General features: G+C 67.6%; 22 protein-coding genes. 9 read left to right on the top strand and 13 right to left on the bottom strand.

The features are described from left to right. Nucleotides 1–28 precede the first annotated feature (28 nt). From HMPREF2924_RS17835 to HMPREF2924_RS17825, 3 genes are all read right to left on the bottom strand, one after another. The gene (locus HMPREF2924_RS17835) at nt 29–502 is read right to left on the bottom strand and encodes an SRPBCC family protein (RefSeq protein ID WP_003085649.1); all 474 of its coding nucleotides are present in this window, start codon (nt 500–502) and stop codon (nt 29–31) included. Nucleotides 503–570: 68 nt separating this feature from the next. Beyond that, nucleotides 571–1,338, bottom strand: coding sequence for an N-acetylmuramoyl-L-alanine amidase AmpDh3 (ampDh3, locus tag HMPREF2924_RS17830; protein WP_003114198.1), 768 nt, complete (start codon nt 1,336–1,338; stop codon nt 571–573). A 626-nt stretch (nt 1,339–1,964) separates the two neighbouring features. Further along, nucleotides 1,965–2,360: a DoxX family protein gene (locus HMPREF2924_RS17825; RefSeq protein WP_004364129.1), complete on the bottom strand. Its 396-nt coding sequence runs from the start codon at nt 2,358–2,360 to the stop codon at nt 1,965–1,967. Between the two features lie 560 nt (nt 2,361–2,920). Between HMPREF2924_RS17825 and HMPREF2924_RS17820 the strand changes: the two genes are divergently transcribed. Further along, nucleotides 2,921–3,148: a hypothetical protein gene (locus HMPREF2924_RS17820; RefSeq protein WP_003085644.1), complete on the top strand. Its 228-nt coding sequence runs from the start codon at nt 2,921–2,923 to the stop codon at nt 3,146–3,148. Nucleotides 3,149–3,357: 209 nt separating this feature from the next. On the opposite strand, the gene HMPREF2924_RS17815 is transcribed toward HMPREF2924_RS17820, so the two are convergent. The 5 genes from HMPREF2924_RS17815 to HMPREF2924_RS36075 form a co-directional block, all read right to left on the bottom strand. Beyond that, entirely contained in the window at nt 3,358–4,179 is an 822-nt protein-coding gene (locus tag HMPREF2924_RS17815; RefSeq protein ID WP_003109743.1) for an aldo/keto reductase, read from the bottom strand. 31 nt (nt 4,180–4,210) lie between these two features. Then, nucleotides 4,211–4,651 (bottom strand): VOC family protein, encoded by a 441-nt coding sequence (locus HMPREF2924_RS17810; protein ID WP_003085641.1) that lies wholly within the window; start codon nt 4,649–4,651, stop codon nt 4,211–4,213. Between the two features lie 85 nt (nt 4,652–4,736). Continuing rightward, nucleotides 4,737–5,060 carry a DUF3325 domain-containing protein gene (locus HMPREF2924_RS17805; protein ID WP_004364132.1) on the bottom strand — a complete coding sequence of 108 codons (324 nt, stop codon included), beginning with the start codon at nt 5,058–5,060 and terminating at the stop codon, nt 4,737–4,739. After that, nucleotides 5,060–6,580 (bottom strand): PepSY-associated TM helix domain-containing protein, encoded by a 1,521-nt coding sequence (locus HMPREF2924_RS17800; protein WP_016253809.1) that lies wholly within the window; start codon nt 6,578–6,580, stop codon nt 5,060–5,062. The genes HMPREF2924_RS17805 and HMPREF2924_RS17800 overlap by 1 nt, the downstream gene beginning before the upstream one ends. Continuing rightward, the gene (locus tag HMPREF2924_RS36075; protein ID WP_003085639.1) at nt 6,577–6,873 is read right to left on the bottom strand and encodes a DUF3649 domain-containing protein; all 297 of its coding nucleotides are present in this window, start codon (nt 6,871–6,873) and stop codon (nt 6,577–6,579) included. Before HMPREF2924_RS36075 ends, HMPREF2924_RS17800 begins: the two co-directional genes overlap by 4 nt. A gap of 655 nt (nt 6,874–7,528) precedes the next feature. On the opposite strand from HMPREF2924_RS36075, the gene HMPREF2924_RS17790 reads away from it, so the two are divergent. Then, the gene (locus tag HMPREF2924_RS17790; protein ID WP_003140910.1) at nt 7,529–9,520 is read left to right on the top strand and encodes a DEAD/DEAH box helicase; all 1,992 of its coding nucleotides are present in this window, start codon (nt 7,529–7,531) and stop codon (nt 9,518–9,520) included. A 13-nt stretch (nt 9,521–9,533) separates the two neighbouring features. Here the strand turns inward: HMPREF2924_RS17790 and HMPREF2924_RS17785 are convergent, their stop codons facing one another. After that, the gene (locus tag HMPREF2924_RS17785; RefSeq protein ID WP_003118644.1) at nt 9,534–10,184 is read right to left on the bottom strand and encodes a class I SAM-dependent methyltransferase; all 651 of its coding nucleotides are present in this window, start codon (nt 10,182–10,184) and stop codon (nt 9,534–9,536) included. Nucleotides 10,185–10,301: 117 nt separating this feature from the next. On the opposite strand from HMPREF2924_RS17785, the gene HMPREF2924_RS17780 reads away from it, so the two are divergent. From HMPREF2924_RS17780 to prpD, 6 genes are all read left to right on the top strand, one after another. Further along, the gene (locus HMPREF2924_RS17780; RefSeq protein ID WP_003085635.1) at nt 10,302–11,024 is read left to right on the top strand and encodes a GntR family transcriptional regulator; all 723 of its coding nucleotides are present in this window, start codon (nt 10,302–10,304) and stop codon (nt 11,022–11,024) included. 10 nt (nt 11,025–11,034) lie between these two features. After that, nucleotides 11,035–11,931, top strand: coding sequence for a methylisocitrate lyase (gene prpB, locus HMPREF2924_RS17775; RefSeq protein WP_003085630.1), 897 nt, complete (start codon nt 11,035–11,037; stop codon nt 11,929–11,931). A 92-nt stretch (nt 11,932–12,023) separates the two neighbouring features. Beyond that, nucleotides 12,024–13,151, top strand: a complete 1,128-nt coding sequence (gene prpC / locus HMPREF2924_RS17770) for a bifunctional 2-methylcitrate synthase/citrate synthase (RefSeq protein WP_003085628.1) — start codon at nt 12,024–12,026, stop codon at nt 13,149–13,151. Between the two features lie 130 nt (nt 13,152–13,281). Next, nucleotides 13,282–15,888 (top strand): Fe/S-dependent 2-methylisocitrate dehydratase AcnD, encoded by a 2,607-nt coding sequence (acnD, locus tag HMPREF2924_RS17765; protein ID WP_003085627.1) that lies wholly within the window; start codon nt 13,282–13,284, stop codon nt 15,886–15,888. 118 nt (nt 15,889–16,006) lie between these two features. Next, nucleotides 16,007–17,194 carry a 2-methylaconitate cis-trans isomerase PrpF gene (gene prpF, locus HMPREF2924_RS17760; RefSeq protein WP_003109749.1) on the top strand — a complete coding sequence of 396 codons (1,188 nt, stop codon included), beginning with the start codon at nt 16,007–16,009 and terminating at the stop codon, nt 17,192–17,194. 134 nt (nt 17,195–17,328) lie between these two features. Next, the gene (gene prpD, locus HMPREF2924_RS17755; RefSeq protein WP_003140919.1) at nt 17,329–18,813 is read left to right on the top strand and encodes a 2-methylcitrate dehydratase; all 1,485 of its coding nucleotides are present in this window, start codon (nt 17,329–17,331) and stop codon (nt 18,811–18,813) included. Here the strand turns inward: prpD and HMPREF2924_RS17750 are convergent. Further along, the gene (locus tag HMPREF2924_RS17750; RefSeq protein ID WP_003109751.1) at nt 18,791–19,579 is read right to left on the bottom strand and encodes an AraC family transcriptional regulator; all 789 of its coding nucleotides are present in this window, start codon (nt 19,577–19,579) and stop codon (nt 18,791–18,793) included. The two genes, prpD and HMPREF2924_RS17750, sit on opposite strands and share 23 nt — an antisense overlap. Before the next feature lie 106 nt (nt 19,580–19,685). Between HMPREF2924_RS17750 and HMPREF2924_RS17745 the strand changes: the two genes are divergently transcribed. Then, nucleotides 19,686–20,501: a sulfite exporter TauE/SafE family protein gene (locus HMPREF2924_RS17745; protein WP_003085615.1), complete on the top strand. Its 816-nt coding sequence runs from the start codon at nt 19,686–19,688 to the stop codon at nt 20,499–20,501. A 125-nt stretch (nt 20,502–20,626) separates the two neighbouring features. Here the strand turns inward: HMPREF2924_RS17745 and HMPREF2924_RS17740 are convergent, their stop codons facing one another. The 3 genes from HMPREF2924_RS17740 to HMPREF2924_RS17730 all read right to left on the bottom strand — a co-directional run bounded on the left by HMPREF2924_RS17740 (nt 20,627) and on the right by HMPREF2924_RS17730 (nt 23,244). Next, nucleotides 20,627–22,042 carry an amino acid permease gene (locus HMPREF2924_RS17740; RefSeq protein WP_003140920.1) on the bottom strand — a complete coding sequence of 472 codons (1,416 nt, stop codon included), beginning with the start codon at nt 22,040–22,042 and terminating at the stop codon, nt 20,627–20,629. A gap of 322 nt (nt 22,043–22,364) precedes the next feature. Beyond that, the gene (locus HMPREF2924_RS17735; protein WP_003140921.1) at nt 22,365–23,030 is read right to left on the bottom strand and encodes a class I SAM-dependent methyltransferase; all 666 of its coding nucleotides are present in this window, start codon (nt 23,028–23,030) and stop codon (nt 22,365–22,367) included. Nucleotides 23,031–23,034: 4 nt separating this feature from the next. Beyond that, nucleotides 23,035–23,244 (bottom strand): hypothetical protein, encoded by a 210-nt coding sequence (locus HMPREF2924_RS17730; RefSeq protein ID WP_009875978.1) that lies wholly within the window; start codon nt 23,242–23,244, stop codon nt 23,035–23,037. Between the last annotated feature and the right edge of the window lie 134 nt (nt 23,245–23,378).

The raw sequence follows: 23,378 nt of genomic DNA, 5'->3' as shown, positions 1-23,378 counted from the left end.
CGGTGCGGGACGCGCACTCAGGCAATGCTCAGCCATCGAGGCCGCGGGGAAAACGGTCGGCCACCAGGTTCAAGGCGATGCCATGCTCCAGGCAGGCCTTGAGTCCGGCCAGCACCAGGGTGAAACCTTCGGTGGCGTCGACCACCCGCGGGATGACTTCTTCCGGGGTGCCAACGAAACCGCTGTTGCGGATGCTGACGAAGGTCCCGGCGCCGGGCAGTTCCTCGAACAGCCACTCCACCTGGGAAGGGTTGCTGTCGCCATTCGGCCATTCGATGAGGATGCGGCGGTTCGTCTGCAGGTCCTTCACTTCGATTTCCTGGGAAACCCCGTACATGTCCCAGTGCCAGCGCAGCCGTTTCCCGGCTTCGAGGCGGGCATCGCCGCGGCTGAACCAGAACCTGGCGGTGATGGCCGGATCGACGAAGGCTTCGAAGACCTCGGCGATGGGGCGGCGGATCAGCATTTCCGCCTTGGCGACGACCTGTGCGACGGCAGTCATGGCAAGTCCTCCATGGGGGTGGGCAAGGGAGCGGCCGCCGCATCGGGCGGCCGCTCGCGGTTAATGGCTCAGGCCGGGTATTTCTCGTTCAGAGCGTAGAGGATCGCCGCCGTCTCCACATCCAGCGCGCCGTCGTAGTTCTCCGGGCGGAAATGCATCTGGAAGGCGCGCAGCAGGCTGGCGAAGTAGGCGTCGTCGACCGTCGCCGGCAGCGCATAGCCGTACAGGCGGAACGCCTCCAGCAGGTCGGCGCGCGGCGGCAGGCCGTCGCGCTCGAAGCCTTCGCGATAGCGATCGCGGGTGGCGTCGTCGTACCAGGCGCCGATACCGGCCTCGTAGAGTTCCTTCCAGGGCAGCTTCGGACCCGGGTCGGACTTGCGCCCGACGGCGATGTCGGAGTGGCCGACCACGTTCTTCGGGGTCATGTCCGGGTAGCGCTGCAGGATGTTCTTCGCCAGTTGCTTGAGTGCGTTGATCTGCGAGCGCTCGTAGTCGGGGAAGGTGAACACGCCGTCGTCGTCGCGGGCGAGGTTGACGATCTCGATGCCGATGGAAGTGTCGTTGAGGTTGTCGCGGCGCGCCCAGCCGCTGACGCCGGCGTGCCAGGCGCGGTCTTCCTCGGCGACCAGGTTGAAGATGCGCTGGCCCTTGAAGCCGGCGGCCTTGTAGCTGGGGTCGTGCGGCGCCGGGATCAGGTAGTGGGCGCTGGCGGCGCCGGTGGTCAGCGCCTTGACCGAGGCGGCGAAGTCGAGCGCGGTGTAGTGCAGCACCAGGAAGCGCACGCGTTTGCCGTAGGGGGTAGTGGTGCGATAGCTGTTGTAGTCGATGGTCAGCATGGTTTTCACCTTTTTGCGGATGATGGAAAGCCCCCGGCCACAGGCTCGCCTGTAGCTAGGGACGTCGATGCAGCGATGAGGTTCAGGGGCCGGCCAAGGAAACGCGGGCCCCGGCTAAACCGGAAGGAAGAAGACCGGGCATAAAAAAGCCCGGCACGCGGCCGGGCAAAAGGGATACACCAAAGGCAAGCCCCAGCGAACTGGGGGTACGGGGGCTCACCGAGGCCACTGAACGATGGCGTTATGACAGCACCCGGCACAACCGAACTTTAAGTTGGCCGGACGCCGTGCGGGCGCACCCCAGAGCCTTTCGCACCGGTCGCCGCCCGCTGCGTCCGGTTGCGCGGCGGGCGGAAACGACGAAGCCCGGCGCTGGGGCCGGGCTTCGAGGGCGACCACGGGAAACGTGATCATGGGAAAAAACTACCGCGAGCGTCCCGCCGCGTGCAACACCGTTCGTCCGTTGGCCGCTCTACTTTGCACTTCTTCACAAAGTTCACCAATAGCCATACAGACCCTCGACAGAGCGGCTACTACTCTATCCACGCCAGGTCCGATTGCTCCTCCATCTCCTGGCATTCCCGGCCACTGTCCACCCCCGCACAGTGGCTTTTTTTCGCCTGCGCCTAGCGTTGTGCCAGCGGCGCCTCGTCCCGCGCCAGCATCAGCGCCAGGATGCAGCCGAGGAGGAACGCCTGCAGCGCCAGGCGAGCGGCCAGCAGCGTCGGCGGGAAGGATGGGAACAGGTCGGGGTGCTGCCACATGTAGAGGTTGGCCGGGGTCACGCAGAGGGTCAGGATGAACAGCCCGCACGCCGCCAGCCGGCGCCATGCCGGCACCAGCAGGGCGGCGGCGCCGAGCAGTTCGAAGACCCCGCTGACCCACACCGCCGCCAGCGGCCAGGGCACGTAGGGCGGGACGATGCCGACGAAGAAATCGGTGAAGACGAAATGGCCCAGCCCACCCAGCAGGAACCAGGCGGACACGAAGGCCACGAGCAGCGTGCGAGCGGGCGACGGCATGGATAACCTCGGCGCGGCGATGGAACGGCAATCCTGCCACGCGCCGCCGACGCCAGGCCCATAACCTTTGCCCGGTTGGCAGGCGTCCGCCGAAACAAATGCTCAAACATTCCCGCCGCCGGGACGACATCTGCTCAAAAAATGTCCTGGCCTTTCTTCGTCGAAAGACATAGAATCCGGGACTGCGTACCAAACTGAAAGTCAATCAGGCTTTACCCCACGACCGGGCCCACAGATGAAAAGGGCTCTACCATCAGGGTTACAGCCTTCCGATGGTTCTTCGGTCGCCACTCTTCTGAAGCAATCCCCTGCCACGCAGGGCCGATGGGAAGACCGGCGTCCCGCAATACCACCCGCAGATTGATCAGGATCCTGGCCTGGAAACTTTCCTGCCAATCGATCCTCTGATTAGTACCTGAACTGCCAGCTTGCTCTTTTCGAAAAAAGCCGGCATAACCAGTACGTTCCCCCGACACAAAGCTTTCTTGGCACTGTCACGGAGCGGGAACATTTGCAATATACGCTGCTCCATAAGCGTGAAAGTAAAGGAACATAAGAATATGTCTATTCAACATCGTACTCAGGATGCAATTCGCACCCTAACCGCCGCATTTGCGCCGTTCGACTGCCTGATCCAGGCAACTCGTAAAGGAAACTTCAGTTTCACCATCGTTGACCAGCATGGCGTGGCCTGCCACAGCGAGCGCCTGTATCCGGAGCAGTACGACGACTCCGGCAAAATGGAAGAAGTGATCAATCGAGTTCGCAAGAAAACACTGGCTGCCTGAATCATGCAAGCATCAGCGCGAATGCAAGGAAAAGCCCCGTCCCCGACGGGGCTTTTTTGTGGGACAGCGAAAAATACAGGTTAAGTTGAAGAAAGTTCCCACGCAGGAAATAAATATTTACTTATTCCTTTTTAAATATTTCCTCGGCAACTTCGTCATATTCCCGTGGCCAGGGGAAACAAGCGCAGGCCGTTTCTCCCGTACTCCACTCAGACGATCGCCAGGTTTCGCTTGCGGGTAGGCGGCGGGAACGCCTGGTCGAGCGCCCGCAGGTCGTCGGCGCTCAGTTCCAGGTCGGCCGCCGCCGCATTCTGGCGGATGTGAGCGGACGTCACCGCCTTCGGGATCGCGATCACCCCCTGCTCCAGTAGCCAGGCCAGGGCGACCTGGGCGCTGCTGGCGTCGTGGCGCGCGGCGATCTCGCCGAGCGCCGGGTGCCGTAGCAGCCTGCCGCCCTGCCCCACCGGACAGTAGGCCATCACCGGCATGCCGCGCTCCTGGCACCAGGGCAGCAGGTCGTATTCGATACCGCGTTCCTCCAGGTTGTACATCACCTGGTTGGCGGCACAGGCGCTGCCGTCCAGTTCGTACATGTCGCCCAGGTCGAAGTTGGACACGCCCCAGCGCAGGATCTTGCCCTGGTCGCGCAACCGCTCGAAGGCTTCGATGGTTTCCTCCAGCGGATACCGGCCCTGCCAGTGCAGCAGGTAGAGGTCGATGGTTTCGCAACCGAGCCGGCGCAGGCTGCGCTCGCAGGCCGCCGGCAGGCCCTTGCGGCTGGCGTTGTGCGGGTAGACCTTGCTGACCAGGAAGACCTCTTCGCGGCGTCCCGCGATAGCCGCGCCGACCACGTCTTCGGCGCCGCCCTCGGCGTACATCTCGGCGGTATCGATCAGCGTCATCCCCAGCTCGATGCCTTCGCGCAGCGCCGCGACCTCGCGCTTGCGTTCGCCGGGCTGCTCGCCGATATGCCAGGTACCCTGGCCGATGGCGGCGACCTCCTGGCCATCGATCAGCGTGAGCGTTTTCATGCAGCGTCTCCTGTGGTGAATGGACGGGGCCTCATGCCCAGGGATCATAGCTGCCGAAGCTCCAGACGTGGCCCTCCGGATCGCGGCAAGTGAAGCCGCGACCGCCGTAGTCCTCGTCCTTGATGTCGATGACGATCTCGGCGCCGGCGGCCTGGGCGCTGCGGAACAGGGCGTCGGGATCGGCGACCACCAGGTAGAGGCTCTGGGTATTGCCGCCGGCTTCGTCGACGTGCCGCATCAGCCGACCGTAGGCGTTGTCGCGGACGCTCGAACCGAGCATCAGCATGCCGTTGGCGCCGTTCGGGCTGGCGTAGGTCAACTCGGCGTGGAGCACCTGTCCGTCCTCGCCGGGCACCACCAGCTTGCGCTGGAAGCCAAAGGTCCGGCACAGCCAGTCGATGGCGGCCGGCGCATCGCGGTAACGCAGGCAGGGAATGACGCTGGCGACGGTGTTGCTGGCGGGCGTGTGCATGGCGCATACCTCCGGGGGAAAGCACGACCACCAGCATAGACGCTGGACCGGGCCGCCCCCGAGGCACGGATGGGCGGCGCGCCCTTCAGCGCAGCAGCGCCAGCACCCCGCCGAGCAACGGCACTCCGGCGGCGCAAGGCAATGCCCAGCGTGGCCGCCAGGCGAGCAGCAGGACCAGCGTGCCGGCCGCCAGCATCAGCAGGCAGGACCAGAAGACGATGCCGATCTCCACGCCCTGCCGGTGGATCGAGAAGGCCAGCGCCAGGCCCAGGTCGAGCAGCGCCACGCCGCGTAGCAGAAGCACCCGGGAAGCCGACGGCTGGTGGCCGAGGAGGTTCTTGTGGTGGCGGTTCATGGCCAGGCAGAGAGCGGTGAAGGCCAGCAGGTTGAGGCCGAAGACCAGCAGCATCAGGCCACCTCCTGGACGTTCAGGCGTCGCCGGGCGGGCTTGCTCGACGCTTGCCGACGTCGCCAACCTAGCCAGGCGCAGAGCAGGCCAAGGCCCAGCAGGCTGAGGTCGACGCCGGCCAGCACCCAGTCGCCGCGCTGCAGGCTGGCCAGCAGGTTGCCTTCCGGGCTACGCAGCAGGCCGAGCAGCGGCAGGCCCAGCGCCAGCACGGCGGCGAGGCGCAGTTGCGTGCGACCGAGGGTCCCGCTGTTGCGGCGGACGATGGCCCACAGCGCGACCAGCGCCCAACTGGCGCAAAACACGCGGATCTCCCAGGTGTCGCGGCCGGCCAGTTGCGTCGGCAGCAGGCGGTTGCCCCACAGCAGCGCCAGGCTGGCCAGCGGCAGGCCGCCGCAGACCGCCAGGTTCAGCGCCCGCACCAGACCAACGCCACGACTGCCGCGGACCTCGCGCTTGGCCAGCCAGACCTGCAACCCGCCGAAGATCATCATCGCCCCGGACAGCCCGAGCAACAGGTACATCCAGCGCACCAACTGGCCGCCCCACTGGATCATGTGCAGGCCGGTCAGCCAGCCGTAGGTGGCGTAGCCGGGCGCATAGGACGGCTGGGCATGCAGCAGTTCGCCGCTGGAGGCATCGAAGTTGACCGTGCGCTGGTCGTCGAGGATGCGCGAGGCGTCGCGCCGGCGGATGTCCACGGTGGCCGCCTCGTCATAGGGATGGTGGACGCTGATCCAGCCCGGCGCGCCGCCGTCGGCCCAGACCTTGCCGGCCTCGACGATCAGGCCGTCGATGGACGCCGGCGGCCCCGCCGGGCGGCCGACTTCCTCGCGTTCGTAGGAGCCCTGCACTTCATGGAAGAAGCGCTCGCCATCGTTCTGGTAGACCACCTGCAGGCCCGCCTGCATGTAGTAGACGATGAAGATCACCAGGCCGGTGTAGGCGATCATCAGGTGGAACGGCAGGCCGATCACCCCCAGCACGTTGTGCGCGTCGAGCCAGGCGCGCTGCCGCGCCGCCTGCGGGCGCAGGGTGAAGAAGTCCTTGAAGATCCGCCGGTGCACGATGGTCCCGCTGACCAGCGCCACCAGCATCAGCATCCCGGCGATGCCGACGATGTACAGGCCGACCATGCCGGCGTGCAGGTCGTAGTGCAGGGTGAAGAAGAACTCGCCGCCGACCGTCTTCGGCAGCGGCTGGCCGCTCACCGCGTCCAGCTGGAAGACCTTGAACTCGCTACCGTCGCGCGGCTCCCAGCCGGCGTTCCAGTAGGGCGCCCGCTCGCTCGGCGGCAGCATCCACCAGGCATGGGCATCGGGCGCGCGCTGGCGCAACCAGTCGCGCACCTGGTCGGCGCCCAGCGACTGCGCGCCGGGCAGGTGCAGGTCCGGCTGCATCCAGCGGGTCAGCTCCTTGTCGAAGCTGGCCAGGCTGCCGGCGAAGACGATGACGAACAGCAGCCAGCTGACCAGCAGCCCCGACCAGGTATGCAGGCCGGACATCGATTGACGCAGGTTCATGGACGCGCTCCGTAGTCGAGGCCGAGCCAGGCCAGGCCGCCCAGCGCCAGGCTGGCCAGCGCCAGCACCCAGCAGGCGCGCCAGGCGCTGCGCGCGGCGAAGGCGTAGACGATGGCCGCGACCCACACGGCGAAGCAGCCGAGGCTGCCGAACGAGACCCGGTCGGGACGCGGCAGCGGCAGGTAGATGCTCAGGCAGGCGGTGACCGCATAGGCCAGCGCGTAGCCAAGCAGGACCGCGACGAGGATGCGGCCGGTGACGGATAGTCCGCCGGCCAGGGCCTGGCTGGTCATGGGGCGGCGTCCCGGGTGGAAACAGGGCCTTGCATCGTCGCTACCTCGTCTGGCTGGCACGGCGACGCCGCGCTCGCGGGTGGCGAGGCGGTCGTCGATTCGGAAGGTTTGCGACTGTATCTCAATTACGTTCGCATTTGTACTTGCTCCGGACGACCGCCAGGTCGCGGCACGCCTGGGATTGCCGGGGTCCGACGAGAGCGGGTCGTATCCCGCCGTCCCCGCCCGCCTCGCCATACGTCCATCTCCGCTCTGCGCAAGCGCGTCGAGCTTGGTAATATCGGCTGTTTGCGGTTTCGGCTGGTTCCGCCGAAGGACATACCGGATGACTTCACCCTCCGCCCCAGACACCCAGCTCAGCCTGGCCATCGACCCGGCCCGGCCGTATGCGCGGCTGACCCTCGGCAGCCACGTGCACAGCGGCTACGACCTGCGCAGCGGACGCATGCAGAGCATTTCCCGGCACCGCGCGGCGCTGGCCTTCATCTATGCCGGCGAGGCGGTTTCCGGGCGTCCCGGCAGCGAGCCACGGGTGGCCCAGCGGCGTATAGAACGGCGTCCGGCGCACGAGCAGGAATACCGCGAGACCCTGCGCCGCCTCGGCTTCAAGCCGGCGACCCGGCGCAGCGACGCGCTCGAGGAAAGCGCCGGCGAGATGTTCGAACTGCCCGGCGACAACGCCTGGCTGCACTTCATGCAGGACGACCTGCCGCGCCTGCGCCAGCAGGGCTGGTTCATCGACATCCGCGCCGACTTCGCCTACGACCTGACGCCCATCGACGCCTGGTACGCCGAGGTCGAGGAAGCCGACGACCGCCAGTGGTTCGAGCTGGAACTGGGCATCCAGGTCGCCGGACAGCGGGTCAGCCTGCTGCCGGCTCTGACCGAGCTGATCCGCCGCAGCCCGGCCCTGCTCGATCCGCGCGCCCTCGCCCGGCACGCCGACGAAGAGCAACTGGTGCTGCGCCTGGAACTCAACCCGCCGCTGCGCGTGGCGCTGCCCTTCGGCCGCCTGAAGCCGGTGCTGGCGACGCTTTCCGACTTCTACCTGGGCGACCCCGAACCGCAGCGCAAGCTGCGCCTGGGCGCGCCGGACGCGGCGCGCCTGGCCGATCTCGACGAGTTGCCGCTGGCCTGGGAAGGCGGCGACAACCTGCGCGACTTCGCCCGCCGCCTACGCAGTTTCCAGGCTCGTCCGGCGACCCCGCCGCAAGGCCTGCGCGCCGAACTGCGGCCCTACCAGCTCGAAGGCCTGAGCTGGATGCAGACCCTGCGCGAACTCGACAGCGGCGGCGTGCTGGCCGACGACATGGGGCTGGGCAAGACCTTGCAGTCGCTGGCCCACGTGCTCCTGGAAAAGCAGGCCGGGCGGCTCGACACGCCGGCGCTGGTGGTGATGCCCACCAGCCTGATCCCCAACTGGCTGGACGAGGCCGAGCGCTTCGCCCCCGATCTGCGCGTGCTGGCCCTGCACGGCGCCGGCCGGCGCCGCGACTTCGCCCGCATCGACGAGCACGACCTGGTGCTGACCACCTATGCCCTGCTGCCACGCGACGCCGCCGAGCTGGGCAAGCGGCGGTTCCACCTGCTGATCCTCGACGAGGCGCAGAACATCAAGAACGCCACCACCAAGGCCGCCGTCGCCGCCCGCGAGCTGGCGGCACGGCATCGCCTGTGCCTGACCGGCACGCCGCTGGAGAACCACCTCGGCGAACTCTGGTCGCTGTTCCATTTCCTGATGCCCGGCTGGCTCGGCGACGCCCGCCAGTTCGCCCAGGACTACCGCACGCCGATCGAGAAGCACGGCGACGAGGCACGCCTCAGCCACCTGGCCGCGCGCCTGCGGCCGTTCCTGCTGCGACGGACCAAGGAACAGGTGGCCTCGGAACTGCCGCCGAAGAGCGAGTTCACCCAGTTCGTCGAACTCAGCGAGGCGCAACGCGAACTCTACGAGACCGTGCGCCTGGCGCTGGACCGCAAGGTCCGCGAGGAGATCGCCCGGCGCGGCCTGGCGCGCAGCCGCATCGTGATCCTCGAGGCGCTGCTCAAGCTGCGCCAGGTCTGCTGCGACACGCGCCTGCTGCAACGCCAGGAAGACGGCGCGCGCAGCGGCCGGGCGCTCAGCTCGGGCAAGCTGGCCTACCTGCTCGACATGCTCGACGAACTGATCGCCGAGGGTCGCCGGGTCCTGCTGTTCTCGCAGTTCACCTCGATGCTCGCGCTGATCGAGGACGCCCTGCGCCAGCGCGGCGTCGACTACGTCCTGCTGACCGGCGAGACCCGCGACCGCCGCGCCCCGGTACAGCGCTTCCAGAGCGGCAAGGTGCCGGTGTTCCTGATCAGCCTGAAGGCAGGCGGGGTCGGCCTCAACCTGACCGCGGCGGACACCGTGATCCACTACGATCCCTGGTGGAACCCGGCGGTGGAGAATCAGGCCAGCGACCGCGCCTACCGCATCGGCCAGGACAAGCCGGTGTTCGTCTACCGGCTGATCGCCCGCGGCACGGTGGAAGAGAAGATCCAGCACCTGCAGCAGGAAAAGGCCGCCCTCGCCGACGGCCTGTTCAGCGAAGGCAACGGCGACGGCTGGAAGCTCGACGAGGCCGATATCGACGCGCTGTTCGCGCCCTTGCCCAAGGCGCTCTGAGCGCCGCCCGGATTCAGCGCGCGACGCCGCGGTAGACGTAGGTCATCGGCCGCGGCCCGGGCAGGTAGCCCTGTTCCAGCTCGTCGATGCGAAAGCCGGCCTCGCGCAGCAAGGCCGGCATGTCGCGGTCCAGGTGACAACCGCCGGCCAGCGGTTTCCACCAGGGCGTCAGGCGCCGTTGCCAGGCCAGCACCGAGGCGTCCGGCGCGCGCCCGTGCTCGCAGAACAGCAATTCGCCGCCACGCTTCAGCACCCGACGCATCTCGCCCAGCGCCGGCAGCGGCGCGGCGATGGAACAAAGGGTGAAAGTGCAGACGATGGTGTCGAAGCTTTCCGCCTCGGCGCGGATCTCGCCAAGCTCGAGGGCGACCATTTCCACCGGGATGCCGATTTGCGCCGCGCGCTCGCGGGCCAGCGCCTGCATTTGCGCGGCCGGGTCGACGCCGACGATCGCCGACACCTTCGCCGCGTCGTAGAAGCCCAGGTTGAGCCCGGTGCCCAGACCGATCTCCAGCACCCGCCCATGGGCGCGCGGCACCAGCAGCGAACGCTGCTTCATCACGTCGCCCATGCCGCAGGCGAAGTCGATCAGGCGCGGCAACACGTAACGGTCATAGATGCCCACGAAACTCTCTCCTGGCACAGCGGCTGGAGGGGAAAGCATAGACCAGCGATGCATTAGACGATTGTCGACAATCAAGCGACGAATGATTGACCCCACGCAATCCAGGCGGTAGCTTTCGCAAACATTGTCGACACATCTACCTGGACAGCCAGTACCATGACCCAGAACCCGCCCCCTCTCGAAATTGCCCATGACGACGGCGAGACCTTGTCGGAACACGTCTTCCGCAAGATCCAGAGCGCCATCGTCAGCGGCGAGATCGCGCCGGGCAGCAAGATCTCCGAGCCGGAGCTGGCGCGCACCTACGGCATCAGCCGCGGCCCGCTGCGCGAGGCGATCCACCGCCTGGAAGGCCTGCGCCTGCTGGTGCGGGTGCCGCATGTCGGGGCGCGGGTGGTGTCGCTGAGCCACGCCGAGCTGATCGAACTCTACGAGATCCGCGAGTCCCTGGAAGGCATGGCCTGCCGACTGGCCGCCGAGCGCATGAGCCAGGCCGAGATCGACGAACTGCGCCGGGTGCTCGACACCCACGAGCGCGACGAGGCGTTCCAGGCCGGGCGCGGCTATTACCAGCAGGAAGGCGACTACGACTTCCACTACCGGATCATCCAGGGCAGCGGCAACGCCACCCTCACCCGCATGCTCTGCGGCGAGCTCTACCAACTGGTGCGGATGTACCGCATCCAGTACTCGACCACACCGAACCGGCCGCGCCAGGCCTTCGCCGAACACCACCGCATTCTCGACGCCATCGCCGACCGTGACGGCGAACTGGCCGAGCTGCTGATGCGCCGCCACATCAGTGCGTCGCGCCGCAATATCGAGCGCCAGCTGGAACCCCAGCCGGCGAAGCTCGCCTCCGCTTCCTCCACCGTCTAAGAGGTCCGTGATGAGCCAGACGTCCCTTACCCCCGGCCAGCGCTTCCGCGAAGCCGTGGCCACCGAGCACCCGCTGCAGGTGGTCGGCACCATCAACGCCAACCACGCCCTGCTGGCCAAGCGCGCCGGCTTCAAGGCCATCTACCTGTCCGGCGGCGGCGTCGCTGCCGGTTCCCTGGGCCTGCCGGACCTGGGCATCAGCGGCCTCGACGACGTGCTCACCGACGTGCGCCGGATCACCGACGTCTGCGACCTGCCGCTGCTGGTGGACGTCGACACCGGCTTCGGCTCCTCGGCGTTCAACGTCGCCCGCACGGTGAAGTCGATGATCAAGTTCGGCGCCGCCGCGATGCATATCGAGGACCAGGTCGGCGCCAAGCGCTGCGGCCATAGGCCGAACAAGGAGATCGTCTCGCAGCAGGAGATGGTCGACCGCATCAAGGCCGCCGTCGATGCCCGCAACGACGACTCCTTCGTGATCATGGCGCGCACCGACGCGCTGGCCGTGGAAGGCCTGCAGGCCGCCATCGACCGCGCCTGCGCCTGCGTCGAGGCCGGCGCCGACATGATCTTCCCGGAAGCCATGACCGAACTGGCCATGTACAAGGAGTTCGCCGCCGCGGTGAAGGTGCCGGTGCTGGCCAACATCACCGAGTTCGGCGCCACCCCGCTGTTCACCACCGACGAACTGGCCTCCGCCGACGTGTCCCTGGTGCTCTACCCGCTGTCGGCCTTCCGCGCCATGAACAAGGCGGCGGAGAACGTCTACACCGCGATCCGTCGCGACGGCACCCAGAAGAACGTGATCGATACCATGCAGACCCGCATGGAGCTGTACGATCGCATCGATTACCACAGCTTCGAGCAGAAGCTCGACGCGCTCTTCGCGCAGAAGAAGAACGCCTGAGCATCGAGCCCGGCGTGCGCCTGAGCGCCGGTCCGCGAACCCCGTGAAACCGAGTTGCAGCATCCAGAAAAAATTCAAGAAAGGAGAGAGCAATGGCTGAAGCAAAAGTACTGAGTGGCGCCGGCCTGCGTGGCCAGGTGGCCGGCCAGACAGCCCTGTCCACCGTCGGCCAGGAAGGCGCCGGCCTGACCTACCGTGGCTACGACGTCCGCGACCTGGCGGCGGCGGCGATCTTCGAGGAAGTCGCCTACCTGCTGCTCTACGGCGAACTGCCGAACAAGCAACAGCTCGACGCCTACCTGAAGAAGCTCCAGGGCCAGCGCGACCTGCCGCAGGCGCTGAAGGAAGTTCTCGAACGGATTCCCAAGGACGCCCACCCGATGGACGTGATGCGCACTGGCGCCTCGGTCCTCGGCACCCTGGAACCGGAGCTGAGCTTCGACCAGCAGCGCGACGTCGCCGACCGCCTGCTCGCCGCCTTCCCGGCGATCATGACCTACTGGTACCGCTTCACCCACGAAGGCCAGCGCATCGACTGCAACAGCGACGAGCCGACCATCGGCGGGCACTTCCTCGCCCTGCTCCACGGCAGGAAGCCCAGCGAGCTGCACGTGAAGGTGATGAACGTCTCGCTGATCCTCTACGCCGAGCATGAGTTCAACGCATCCACCTTCACCGCGCGGGTTTGCGCCTCGACCCTGTCCGACCTGTACTCCTGCGTCACCGGCGCCATCGGCTCGCTGCGCGGCCCGCTGCACGGCGGCGCCAACGAGGCGGCGATGGAACTGATCGAACGCTTCTCTTCGCCGCAGGAAGCCACCGCCGAGCTGCTGAAGATGCTCGAGCGCAAGGACAAGATCATGGGCTTCGGGCATGCCATCTACAAGGATTCCGACCCACGCAACGAAGTGATCAAGGGTTGGTCGAAGCAGCTCGCCGACGAGGTCGGCGACAAGGTCCTGTTCGCGGTTTCCGAGGCCATCGACAAGACCATGTGGGAGCAGAAGAAGCTGTTCCCCAACGCCGACTTCTACCACGCCTCGGCGTATCACTTCATGGGCATCCCGACCAAGCTGTTCACGCCGATATTCGTCTGCTCGCGGACCAGCGGCTGGACCGCCCACGTCTTCGAACAGCGCGCCAACAACCGCATCATCCGCCCGAGCGCCGAGTACACCGGCGTCGAGCAGCGCGCGTTCGTGCCGCTGGAGCAACGCTGATCCACGCCGTCCGGCGCGCCGAACGCGAGCGCGCCGGACGGTTGCCGCACCCAGAATTCGAAAGGCCGGCGTGGGCTGCGCCACGGCGCGAGCGACACGCTTCCGAACACCCCGTGATTGAGTCCGAGCCATGAACAGCGCACACCGCAAACCGCTCCCCGGCACCCGCCTGGACTACTTCGACGCCCGCGAGGCGGTCGAGGCGATCCAGCCCGGCGCCTACGCCAAGCTGCCCTATACCTCCCGCGTGCTCGCCGAGAACCTGGTGCGCCGTTGCGACCCGGCGACCCTGGAGGCTTCGCTGCGCCAACTGGTCGAGCGCAAGCGCGACCTCGACTTCCCCTGGTACCCGGCGCGGGTGGTCTGCCATGACATCCTCGGGCAGACCGCGCTGGTCGACCTCGCCGGCCTGCGCGACGCCATCGCCGACAAGGGCGGCGACCCGGCCCAGGTCAACCCGGTGGTGCCGGTGCAACTGATCGTCGACCACTCGCTGGCGGTGGAATGCGGCGGCTACGACCCCGAGGCCTTCGCCAAGAACCGCGCCATCGAGGACCGCCGCAACGAGGACCGCTTCCACTTCATCGACTGGACCAAGCAGGCCTTCCGCAACGTCGACGTGATCCCGCCGGGCAACGGCATCATGCACCAGATCAACCTGGAGAAAATGTCGCCGGTGATCCAGGCGCGCGACGGCGTGGCCTTCCCCGATACCTGCGTGGGCACCGACAGCCATACCCCGCACGTCGACGCCCTGGGCGTGATCGCCATCGGCGTCGGCGGCCTGGAAGCGGAAAACGTGATGCTCGGCCGCGCCTCCTGGATGCGCCTGCCGGACATCGTCGGCGTCGAGCTGAGCGGCCGTCGCCAGCCGGGCATCACCGCCACCGACGTGGTGCTGGCCCTGACCGAGTTCCTGCGCAAGCAGAAGGTGGTCGGCGCCTACCTGGAGTTCTACGGCGAAGGCGCCTCCAGCCTGACCCTCGGCGACCGCGCGACCATCTCCAACATGGCTCCGGAATACGGCGCCACTGCGGCGATGTTCGCCATCGACCAGCAGACCATCGACTACCTGCGCCTCACCGGCCGCGACGACGAGCAGGTCGCCCTGGTGGAGGCCTATGCGCGCACCGCCGGACTCTGGGCCGACAGCCTGGTCGACGCCGAGTACGAGCGGGTACTGAAGTTCGACCTGTCCAGCGTGGTGCGCAACATGGCCGGCCCGTCCAATCCGCACGCCAGGGTCGCCACCAGCGAACTGGCGGCGAAAGGCATCGCCGGCAACCTCGAGCGGGCCCGCGCCGAGGAAGCCGAGGGCCTGATGCCGGACGGCGCGGTGATCATCGCCGCGATCACCAGTTGCACCAACACCAGCAACCCGCGCAACGTGATCGCCGCCGGCCTGCTGGCGCGCAACGCCGACCGCCTCGGCCTGGTCCGCAAGCCATGGGTGAAGACCTCGCTGGCACCCGGCTCCAAGGTGGTCACCGAATACCTGCGCGAAGCCGGCCTGCTGCCGCACCTGGAAGCCCTCGGCTTCGGCGTGGTGGCCTACGCCTGCACGTCCTGCAACGGCATGTCCGGCGCCCTCGACCCGGCGATCCAGCAGGAGATCGTCGAGCGCGACCTGTACGCCACCGCGGTGCTCTCCGGCAACCGCAACTTCGACGGGCGCATCCACCCCTACGCCAAGCAGGCCTTCCTCGCCTCGCCGCCGCTGGTGGTGGCCTACGCCATCGCCGGGACCATCCGCTTCGACATCGAGCGCGACGTGCTCGGCGTGGTGGACGGCAAGGAGATCCGCCTGAAGGACCTCTGGCCGAGCGACGAGGAGATCGACGCAGTGGTCAGGGCGGCGGTGAAGCCCGAGCAGTTCCGCCAGGTCTACATCCCGATGTTCGACATCACCCACGGCGAGCGCGAGAAGGTCGACCCGCTCTACGCCTGGCGCCCGACGAGCACCTACATCCGCCGCCCGCCGTACTGGGAAGGCGCCCTCGCCGGCGAACGCACCCTGCGCGGCATGCGCCCGCTGGCGGTGCTGCCGGACAACATCACCACCGACCACCTGTCGCCGTCCAACGCGATCCTCGCCGACAGCGCGGCGGGCGAGTACCTGGCGAAAATGGGCCTGCCCGAGGAGGACTTCAACTCCTACGCCACCCACCGCGGCGACCACCTCACCGCGCAACGCGCGACCTTCGCCAACCCGAAGCTGTTCAACGAGATGGTGCGCAACGCCGACGGCAGCGTGAAGCAGGGTTCGCTGGCGCGGGTCGAGCCGGAAGGCAAGGTGATGCGCATGTGGGAAGCCATCGAGACCTACATGGAGCGCAAGCAGCCGCTGATCATCGTCGCCGGCGCCGACTACGGGCAGGGTTCTTCGCGCGACTGGGCGGCCAAGGGCGTGCGCCTGGCCGGGGTGGAGGCGATCGTCGCCGAGGGCTTCGAGCGCATCCACCGCACCAACCTGATCGGCATGGGCGTGCTGCCGCTGGAGTTCAAGCCGGGCACCACCCGCCTGACCCTGGGGATCGACGGCAGCGAGACCTTCGACGTGCTCGGCGCTCGCCGGCCGCGCGCCGACCTGACCCTGGTCATCCACCGGCGCGACGGGGAGCGGCTCGAAGTGCCGGTGACCTGCCGCCTGGACAGCGACGAGGAAGTCTCCATCTACGAAGCCGGCGGCGTACTGCAACGCTTCGCCCAGGACTTCCTGGAGGCGGCCGGCGCCTGATGGCGCCGGCGAAACACCCTGGTAGGACGGGCGACGCGTAGCGTCATCCGCCGACGACCGGCAGCGGCTGTCGAACGCAGCCGCTGCCCTTGAATTCGATTGCCGAGGACGACGACGCATGGCCCACCCCCCCCAGATCCGCATCCCCGCCACCTACCTACGCGGCGGCACCAGCAAGGGCGTGTTCTTCCGCCTGGAAGACCTGCCGGAATCCTGCCGGGTCCCCGGCGAGGCGCGCGACCGGCTGTTCATGCGGGTGATCGGCAGTCCCGACCCCTATGCCGCGCACATCGACGGGATGGGCGGCGCCACCTCCAGCACCAGCAAGTGCGTGATCCTCTCGAAGAGCAGCCAGCCGGGCCATGACGTCGACTACCTCTACGGCCAGGTCTCCATCGACAAGCCCTTCGTCGACTGGAGCGGCAACTGCGGCAACCTCTCCACCGGGGCCGGCGCCTTCGCCCTGCACGCCGGGCTGGTGGATCCGGCGCGGATACCGGAAAACGGCATCTGCGAGGTGCGCATCTGGCAGGCCAATATCGGCAAGACCATCATCGCCCACGTGCCGGTGAGCGGCGGCCAAGTCCAGGAAACCGGCGACTTCGAACTGGACGGAGTGACCTTCCCGGCGGCCGAGATCGTGCTGGAGTTCCTCGACCCGTCCGACGACGGCGAGGACGGCGGCGCCATGTTCCCCACCGGCAACCTGGTGGACGACCTGGAGGTGCCGGGGGTCGGCACCTTCAAGGCGACCATGATCAACGCCGGGATTCCCACGGTGTTCGTCAATGCCGAGGAGATCGGCTACCGCGGCACCGAGCTGCGCGAAGAGATCAACGGCGACCCGCAGCAACTGGCGCGCTTCGAACGGATCCGCGTCGCCGGCGCCCTGCGCATGGGCCTGATCAAGACCCCCGAGGAAGCCGCGACCCGCCAGCACACGCCGAAGATCGCCTTCGTCGCCCCGCCCCGCGACTACCGCACCGCCAGCGGCAAGCTGGTGGCGGCCGGCGATATCGACCTGCTGGTCCGCGCGCTGTCCATGGGCAAGCTGCACCACGCGATGATGGGTACCGCGGCGGTGGCCATCGGCACCGCCGCGGCCATTCCCGGCACCCTGGTGAACCTCGCCGCCGGCGGCGGCGAACGCAGCGCGGTACGCTTCGGCCATCCCTCCGGCACCCTGCGAGTGGGCGCCGAGGCCAGCCAGGCGAACGGCGAATGGACGGTGACCAAGGCGATCATGAGCCGCAGCGCGCGAATCCTCATGGAAGGCTGGGTGCGCGTACCCGGCGAGGCCTTCTGAACCGACCTATCCTTGCTCCGGCCTTCCGCCACCGCGAAAGGCCGGGGCGTCTTGCAGCCACGACAAGAAAAACCATCCCCGAACCAGCCTGACCCGAGAGGAAACCCACCACTTACGAACCACTGGAGTACGCGATGAGTGCCAACGTCGATCTCAACCAACGTCCCGACTACGACGCCGTCCTGCAGGACATCGCCGACTACGTGCTGGACTACCGCATCGATTCCGCGGAGGCCCTGGACACCGCCCGCAACTGCCTGATGGATACCCTCGGCTGCGGCCTGCTGGCGCTGCGCTTCCCGGAATGCACCAAGCACCTCGGCCCGCTGGTCGAGGGCACCCTGGTCCCGCACGGCGCGCGGGTGCCGGGCACCTCCTTCCGGCTCGACCCGGTCAAGGCCGCCTGGGACATCGGCTGCATCGTCCGCTGGCTGGACTACAACGACACCTGGCTGGCCGCCGAGTGGGGCCATCCCTCGGACAACCTCGGCGGCATCCTCGCCGTCGCCGACCACCTCTCGCAGAAACGCCTGGCCAACGGCGAAGCGCCGCTGAGCATGCGCCAGGTACTGGAAGCGATGATCATGGCCCACGAGATCCAGGGCGTGATCGCCCTGGAGAACTCGTTCAATCGCGTCGGCCTCGACCATGTGCTGCTGGTCAAGGTCGCGTCCACCGCCGTCTGCGCCAAGCTGATGGGGGCCGACCGCGAGCAACTGCTGGCCGCCCTCTCCCACGCCTTCGTCGACGGCCAGGCCCTGCGCACCTACCGTCACGCACCGAACGCCGGCTCGCGCAAGTCCTGGGCCGCTGGCGACGCGACGAGCCGCGGCGTACGCCTGGCGGACATCGCCTTGCGCGGCGAGATGGGCATCCCCGGCGTGCTCAGCGCGCCGCAGTGGGGTTTCTACGATGTCCTGTTCAGCCACACCAGCAAGGACCTGGCGACCAAGCCCGAGGACAAGCGGCGCTTCAGCTTCCCCCAGGGCTACGGCAGCTACGTGATGGAAAACGTGCTGTTCAAGATCAGCTTCCCCGCCGAATTCCACGCGCAGACCGCCGCCGAGGCCGCCGTGCGCCTGCATCCGCTGGTGAAGGACCGCCTGCAACGGATCAGCCGCATCGTCATCACCACCCACGAGTCGGCGATCCGCATCATTTCCAAGGTCGGCCCGCTGGCCAACCCCGCCGACCGCGACCATTGCCTGCAGTACATGACCGCCGTGCCGCTGATCTTCGGCGACCTGGTGGCCGAGCACTACGAGGACGCCTTCCACGCCGCCCACCCGCTGATCGACCGCTTGCGCGAGAAAATGGAGATCGTCGAGGAGCCGCGCTACAGCCGTGAATACCTGGAGGCGGACAAGCGCTCCATCGCCAACGCCCTGGAAGTGTTCTTCGACGACGGCAGCAGCACCGGCCAGGTCGCCGTGGAGTACCCGCTCGGCCATCGCCGCCGGCGCGCCGAAAGCATTCCGCTGCTGCAGGAGAAGTTCAAGGCCAACCTGGCCACGCGCTTCCCGCCGCAGCGCTGCCAAAGGATCTTCGACCTGTGCAGCCACCAGGCGTCACTGGAAGCCACGCCGGTGAACCGCTTCATGGACCTCCTGGCGATCTGAGCGCGCCCGCCTGGAAGGCGCTGGGCGGCTGGCCGAGGACCCGGCGGAACATGGTCGAGAAGGCTGCCGGGCTCTGGTAGCCGCAGTCCAGGGCGATGGCGGTGACCGTTTCGCCGCCGGCCAGCCGCGCCAGTGCCTGCACCACGCAGGCGCGTTGCTTCCAGGCCCCGAAGCTGAGGCCGGTGTAGCGACGGAAGGTGCGGTTGAAACTGCGCAGGCTGGTATGCAGCAGCCCGGCCCAGCGCTCGGCGCTGGCGCGGATGTCGGGCTCGACGAGGAACGCCTCGCAAAGCGCCAGCCAGCGCGGCTCGGGCGGCAAGGGCACGTGCAGCGGCAGCGTCTCGGCCGCCGCCAGCTCATGGAGCAACAGCGTCGCCAGCGCGCCGTCGCGACCTTCGGTGTCGTATTCCAGGGGCATGTCCACCGCCGCCAGCAACAGTTGCCGCAGCAACGGCGACACCGCCAGCACCTGGCAGTACGCCGGCATCGCCGTGGCGCTGCCGGGCTCGATGTACAGGCTGCGGGTGCTCACCCCGAGCATTCGCACCTCATGCTCGACGCCCGGCGGAATCCACACCGCGCGCTGTGGCGGCACCACCCAGCCGGCGTCGCCGGTACGCACCTGCATCACTCCGCTGGCACCGTACAGCAATTGCGCGCGACGGTGCCGATGGCGCGGCAGCAGGTAGCCGTCGGGATAGTCGGTACCCATGGCCACCACGGCCCGGGGCGTGGCGTCGTACTGCTCGATGGAAGCGTTGCGCATGGTCGAAGCACCTGGCCGAAACACGAATAGTATTGGCCAACCTCGCGAAGCGGGCCAACCCCGGGACACCTAAGCTGGCCTTCCGCTCTCGTTCCGGAAACCCGCCATGTTCTATCTCCTGCTCTTTCTCTGCGGCTGCCTCACCGGGGTCAGCGCCGTGTTGTTCGGCTTTGGCGGCGGCTTCGTGGTGGTGCCGCTGCTCTATCACCTGCTGCAACTCGGTCGCGCCGCCGACGACCCGCTGGCCCAGGCGGCCATGCAGGTCGCGGTGGCCACCTCGACCTGCGTGATGATCGTCAACGCCGCCCTCGCCACCTATCGCCACCGGCGCGCCGGCAGCCTGCTGCGCGCCTATGTCTGGCCGCTGGGCGCGTACATCGGTGTCGGCGCGGTGCTCGGCGCGGCGCTGGTCGGCCTGGCCAGCGGCGACTTCATCCGCCTGGCCTTCGTCGCCTACCTCGCCATCACCATCCTCGACTGCCTGTTGCGCCGCGGCTTCCTCAGCCGCGCCGAGGAGCGCCAGGCGCGGCCGCTGGGTGTCGGCGAGACGCGCCTGGGCGGAACGCTGATCGGTGCGATCGCCACCTTCCTCGGCGTCGGAGGCAGCGTGATGACCGTACCGCTGCTGCGCCGCTGCGGGCTGAGCATGACCCAGGCGACCTCCATGGCCAACCCGCTGAGCCTGCCGGTGGCTCTTGGCGGCACCCTTACCTATCTGGTCCTGGCCGGCTACCAGGAGCAAGGCCTGGGCCGAGGCTTCGTCGGCTACATCGACCTGCTGGCCTTCGCCACTCTGGCCGGCGGCGGCTGGCTCGGCATCCGCCTGGCGACCCCGCTGATCGGGCGGATTCCCGATGCGCTGCATGCGCGGGTGTACGTCGGCCTGCTGGCGGCGGTGATGCTGAGCATGCTGGCGGGCTGATGCCCCAGCCTGGGTAGGGCGAATAACGCCAACGGCGTTATCCGCCGGATGCACCGGACCGGATATCGGCGCAACGAAAAAAGGGCCTCGTCCGAGGCCCCTTTTCTTTTCCGGCGCTACACCGCTCAGGACGCCGCGCGGCTTACCGAGCCGGTGCCGGCAGGCTCCTTCGGCGCCAGGTTGAAGGCGTAGTACAGGACGGTCAGCAGCAGGATGAACGGCGGGCCGATGTAGAGGGCGATGCGGGTGTCCTCGAAGAAGGCCATCAGCACCACCACCATCACCAGGAACGCCAGCGCCAGGTAGGAACTGAGCGGGTACAGCCACATGCGGTATTGCAGCTTGTCGCACTCGGCCGGGCTGAGCGTCTTGCGGAAGCGCAACTGGGCCAGCAGGATCATCGCCCAGGTCCAGATCGCGCCGAAGGTGGCGATGGAGGTCACCCAGACGAACACCTTCTCCGGCACCAGGTAGTTCAGCAACACGCCCAGCAGCAGCGCCAGGATCGACAGGATCAGCGCCCGGCGCGGTACGCCGCTGCGCGAGGCCTTGCCGAAGAAGGCCGGGGCCTGGCGATGCTGGGCCAGGCTGTAGAGCATGCGCCCGGTGCTGAAGATGCCGCCGTTGCAGGACGACAGCGCGGCGGTGATCACCACGAAGTTGATGATCCCGGCGGCGGTCTTGATGCCCATGCGCTCGAAGGTCATCACGAAGGGGCTGCCCTGGGTGCCGATCTCGTTCCACGGATAGAGCGACATGATCACGAACAGCGAGCCGACATAGAACAGCAGGATGCGCCAGAACACCGAGTTGATCGCGCTGGGAATGGTCTTGGTCGGGTTACGCGCTTCGCCGGCGGTGAGGCCGATCATTTCCACCCCGAGGTAGGCGAACATCACCATCTGCAGCGACATCAGCACGCCCTGGATGCCATTGGGCATGAAGCCGCCGTGGGCCCAGAGGTTGGAGATGCCGGTGGCGATGCCGTCGTTGCCGAAGCCGAAGGCGATCATGCCGATGCCGACCACCACCATCGCCAGGATGGTGACGATCTTGATCAGGGCGAACCAGAACTCGAACTCGCCGAAGGCACGCACCGCGATGAGGTTGATCGTGCCCATGCTCGCCAGGGCCGCCAGGGCCCAGATCCAGCGCGGCACGTCGGGGAACCAGATGCCCATGTAGACGGCGACGGCGGTGATCTCGGCGACACAGGTCACCAGCCAGAGGAACCAGTAGTTCCAGCCGGTGATGAAGCCCGCCAGCGGGCCCAGGTAATCCTTGGCGTACTGGCTGAAGGAACCGGCCACCGGATTGTGTACCGCCATCTCGCCGAGGGCGCGCATGATCACCAGGATCGCCAGGCCGCCAAGGATGTAGGAGATCATGATGGCCGGGCCGGCCATCTGGATGGCCTTCGCCGAGCCCAGGAACAGGCCGACGCCGATACAGGCGCCGAGCGCCATCAGGCGGATGTGTCGCTCACCGAGCTCGCGCTTCAGGGAGCCGTCTTGAACCTTCTGTTCGCCGACAGACGACATGGGAACAACCTCATTTTGTTATTGAGATAGATCAGTTGCGGACTCGCTCGTACGGTCGGGGTAGGGAAGCGGATTTCACCAACGGCGCGGCCCCTGCGCGATACCGCACAGCGGGCGACGACGGGGCGTCATAGGTTCCAGGACTGCACACCGGAAGAGGCTGTCCGCTCTCGTGGAGCGAACGTGGGCATTGCGGGAGTCGACTACAACTGAGGTCGGGCCGGAGTTTTACACAAGATTTCGAGGCCGTCATGCCCCGCGACAGGGCAACTGGACCAAAGGCGTAAGCGCTCTGCAACGCCCATTGCGGGGCTGAAAGGTTTCATTCGGCGAGTCCCGCCCGCAGCAACAGGGACAGCGGCCTGCCGAGCCGGGGATGGACGGTTTCGCTCAGGCCCCGCAGGCGCCAGCCGCTGCCGTCGAGCAGCGCCAGCCAGGACTCCAGGGTGCGGAAATACCAGGGCATGCTGTCGCGGAAGCCTTCGCCGAAACCGTCGAAGCGCTCCTCGCGCCAGCCGTCGCGGTAGTCCTCGTCGCCGGCGGCCCAGGGATGCAGGGTCTGGATCAGCAACTCGCCGCCGCTTTCCAGCAGAGCCGGCCAGGCCGCCAGGCAACCGGCAAGGTCTTCGTCGAGCAGGGAGAAATTGCACACCAGGGCGTCGAAACGACCGAGCCCCGAGGCCGCATCCAGCTCGCGGTAGGCCAGGCGCCGGAAGCTACCGCCGCCCGCCGCGCGGGCGAGTTCGATCAGTTCCGGCGAGGCGTCGATGCCGACGCATTCGCCGACCTCGCCGGCCAGCGCCCGGCACAGCCAGCCCTCGCCGCAGCCGATATCCAGCAGGCGCCGCGGCGCGCGCTGGCGCAGCGCCTGGAGAATCGCGTCGTCGGTGGCCAGGCGGCGGCTTTCCAGGCGTCCCTCGCGCACGGCGCGGGCCCAGGCCTCGGCATTGCCGCGCCAGCTGCGCTCGAGCCGTCGGCTGCGCTCCATGGGGTCAGCGCAGGGGTTCGCGGCAGCGGAGGTCGCGGTAGGGGCCGTCGAGCCTGACCCAGCCGTCTCCCGGCGAGGTCTGCATGCAGGCGACCTGGCCGTCGAGCTTGCTCTGCCATTTGTAGAAGGGCGCCGGCGCGGCCTGCGCCGCGAGGCCGGAGAAACCCGCCAGGACGACACCGACGAGAAGGGGGAAAAGTGTGCGCATCGACATTCCGGACCCGAAACACAAGGAACTCAGACAGACACTCTAACCCCTGCGCCACGCCGCTCCAATCCTCGGTCGTCCGATTGCCGCCGGGGAGATTTTCCTTGCACGAATGACAGCAGGGTTGCAGCGGGACAACT

It is taken from the genome of Pseudomonas sp. HMSC063H08 (assembly GCF_001813645.1).
GTDB classification, from domain to species: Bacteria; Pseudomonadota; Gammaproteobacteria; order Pseudomonadales; family Pseudomonadaceae; genus Pseudomonas; species Pseudomonas aeruginosa.
The sequence above is the reverse complement of the archived record's forward strand: the minus strand, read 5'-3'. Positions and strand labels throughout refer to the sequence as shown.

Excerpts from the sequence above, each read along its gene's own strand:
- HMPREF2924_RS17835 (WP_003085649.1), bottom strand. The coding sequence starts at position 502 with ATGACTGCCGTCGCACAGGTCGTCGCCAAGGCGGAAATGCTGATCCGC.
- ampDh3 (WP_003114198.1), bottom strand. The coding sequence starts at position 1,338 with ATGCTGACCATCGACTACAACAGCTATCGCACCACTACCCCCTACGGC.
- HMPREF2924_RS17825 (WP_004364129.1), bottom strand. The coding sequence starts at position 2,360 with ATGCCGTCGCCCGCTCGCACGCTGCTCGTGGCCTTCGTGTCCGCCTGG.
- HMPREF2924_RS17820 (WP_003085644.1), top strand. The coding sequence starts at position 2,921 with ATGTCTATTCAACATCGTACTCAGGATGCAATTCGCACCCTAACCGCC.
- HMPREF2924_RS17815 (WP_003109743.1), bottom strand. The coding sequence starts at position 4,179 with ATGAAAACGCTCACGCTGATCGATGGCCAGGAGGTCGCCGCCATCGGC.
- HMPREF2924_RS17810 (WP_003085641.1), bottom strand. The coding sequence starts at position 4,651 with ATGCACACGCCCGCCAGCAACACCGTCGCCAGCGTCATTCCCTGCCTG.
- HMPREF2924_RS17805 (WP_004364132.1), bottom strand. The coding sequence starts at position 5,060 with ATGCTGCTGGTCTTCGGCCTCAACCTGCTGGCCTTCACCGCTCTCTGC.
- HMPREF2924_RS17800 (WP_016253809.1), bottom strand. The coding sequence starts at position 6,580 with ATGAACCTGCGTCAATCGATGTCCGGCCTGCATACCTGGTCGGGGCTG.
- HMPREF2924_RS36075 (WP_003085639.1), bottom strand. The coding sequence starts at position 6,873 with ATGACCAGCCAGGCCCTGGCCGGCGGACTATCCGTCACCGGCCGCATC.
- HMPREF2924_RS17790 (WP_003140910.1), top strand. The coding sequence starts at position 7,529 with ATGTTCGAACTGCCCGGCGACAACGCCTGGCTGCACTTCATGCAGGAC.
- HMPREF2924_RS17785 (WP_003118644.1), bottom strand. The coding sequence starts at position 10,184 with ATGCTTTCCCCTCCAGCCGCTGTGCCAGGAGAGAGTTTCGTGGGCATC.
- HMPREF2924_RS17780 (WP_003085635.1), top strand. The coding sequence starts at position 10,302 with ATGACCCAGAACCCGCCCCCTCTCGAAATTGCCCATGACGACGGCGAG.
- prpB (WP_003085630.1), top strand. The coding sequence starts at position 11,035 with ATGAGCCAGACGTCCCTTACCCCCGGCCAGCGCTTCCGCGAAGCCGTG.
- prpC (WP_003085628.1), top strand. The coding sequence starts at position 12,024 with ATGGCTGAAGCAAAAGTACTGAGTGGCGCCGGCCTGCGTGGCCAGGTG.
- acnD (WP_003085627.1), top strand. The coding sequence starts at position 13,282 with ATGAACAGCGCACACCGCAAACCGCTCCCCGGCACCCGCCTGGACTAC.
- prpF (WP_003109749.1), top strand. The coding sequence starts at position 16,007 with ATGGCCCACCCCCCCCAGATCCGCATCCCCGCCACCTACCTACGCGGC.
- prpD (WP_003140919.1), top strand. The coding sequence starts at position 17,329 with ATGAGTGCCAACGTCGATCTCAACCAACGTCCCGACTACGACGCCGTC.
- HMPREF2924_RS17750 (WP_003109751.1), bottom strand. The coding sequence starts at position 19,579 with ATGCGCAACGCTTCCATCGAGCAGTACGACGCCACGCCCCGGGCCGTG.
- HMPREF2924_RS17745 (WP_003085615.1), top strand. The coding sequence starts at position 19,686 with ATGTTCTATCTCCTGCTCTTTCTCTGCGGCTGCCTCACCGGGGTCAGC.
- HMPREF2924_RS17740 (WP_003140920.1), bottom strand. The coding sequence starts at position 22,042 with ATGTCGTCTGTCGGCGAACAGAAGGTTCAAGACGGCTCCCTGAAGCGC.
- HMPREF2924_RS17735 (WP_003140921.1), bottom strand. The coding sequence starts at position 23,030 with ATGGAGCGCAGCCGACGGCTCGAGCGCAGCTGGCGCGGCAATGCCGAG.
- HMPREF2924_RS17730 (WP_009875978.1), bottom strand. The coding sequence starts at position 23,244 with ATGTCGATGCGCACACTTTTCCCCCTTCTCGTCGGTGTCGTCCTGGCG.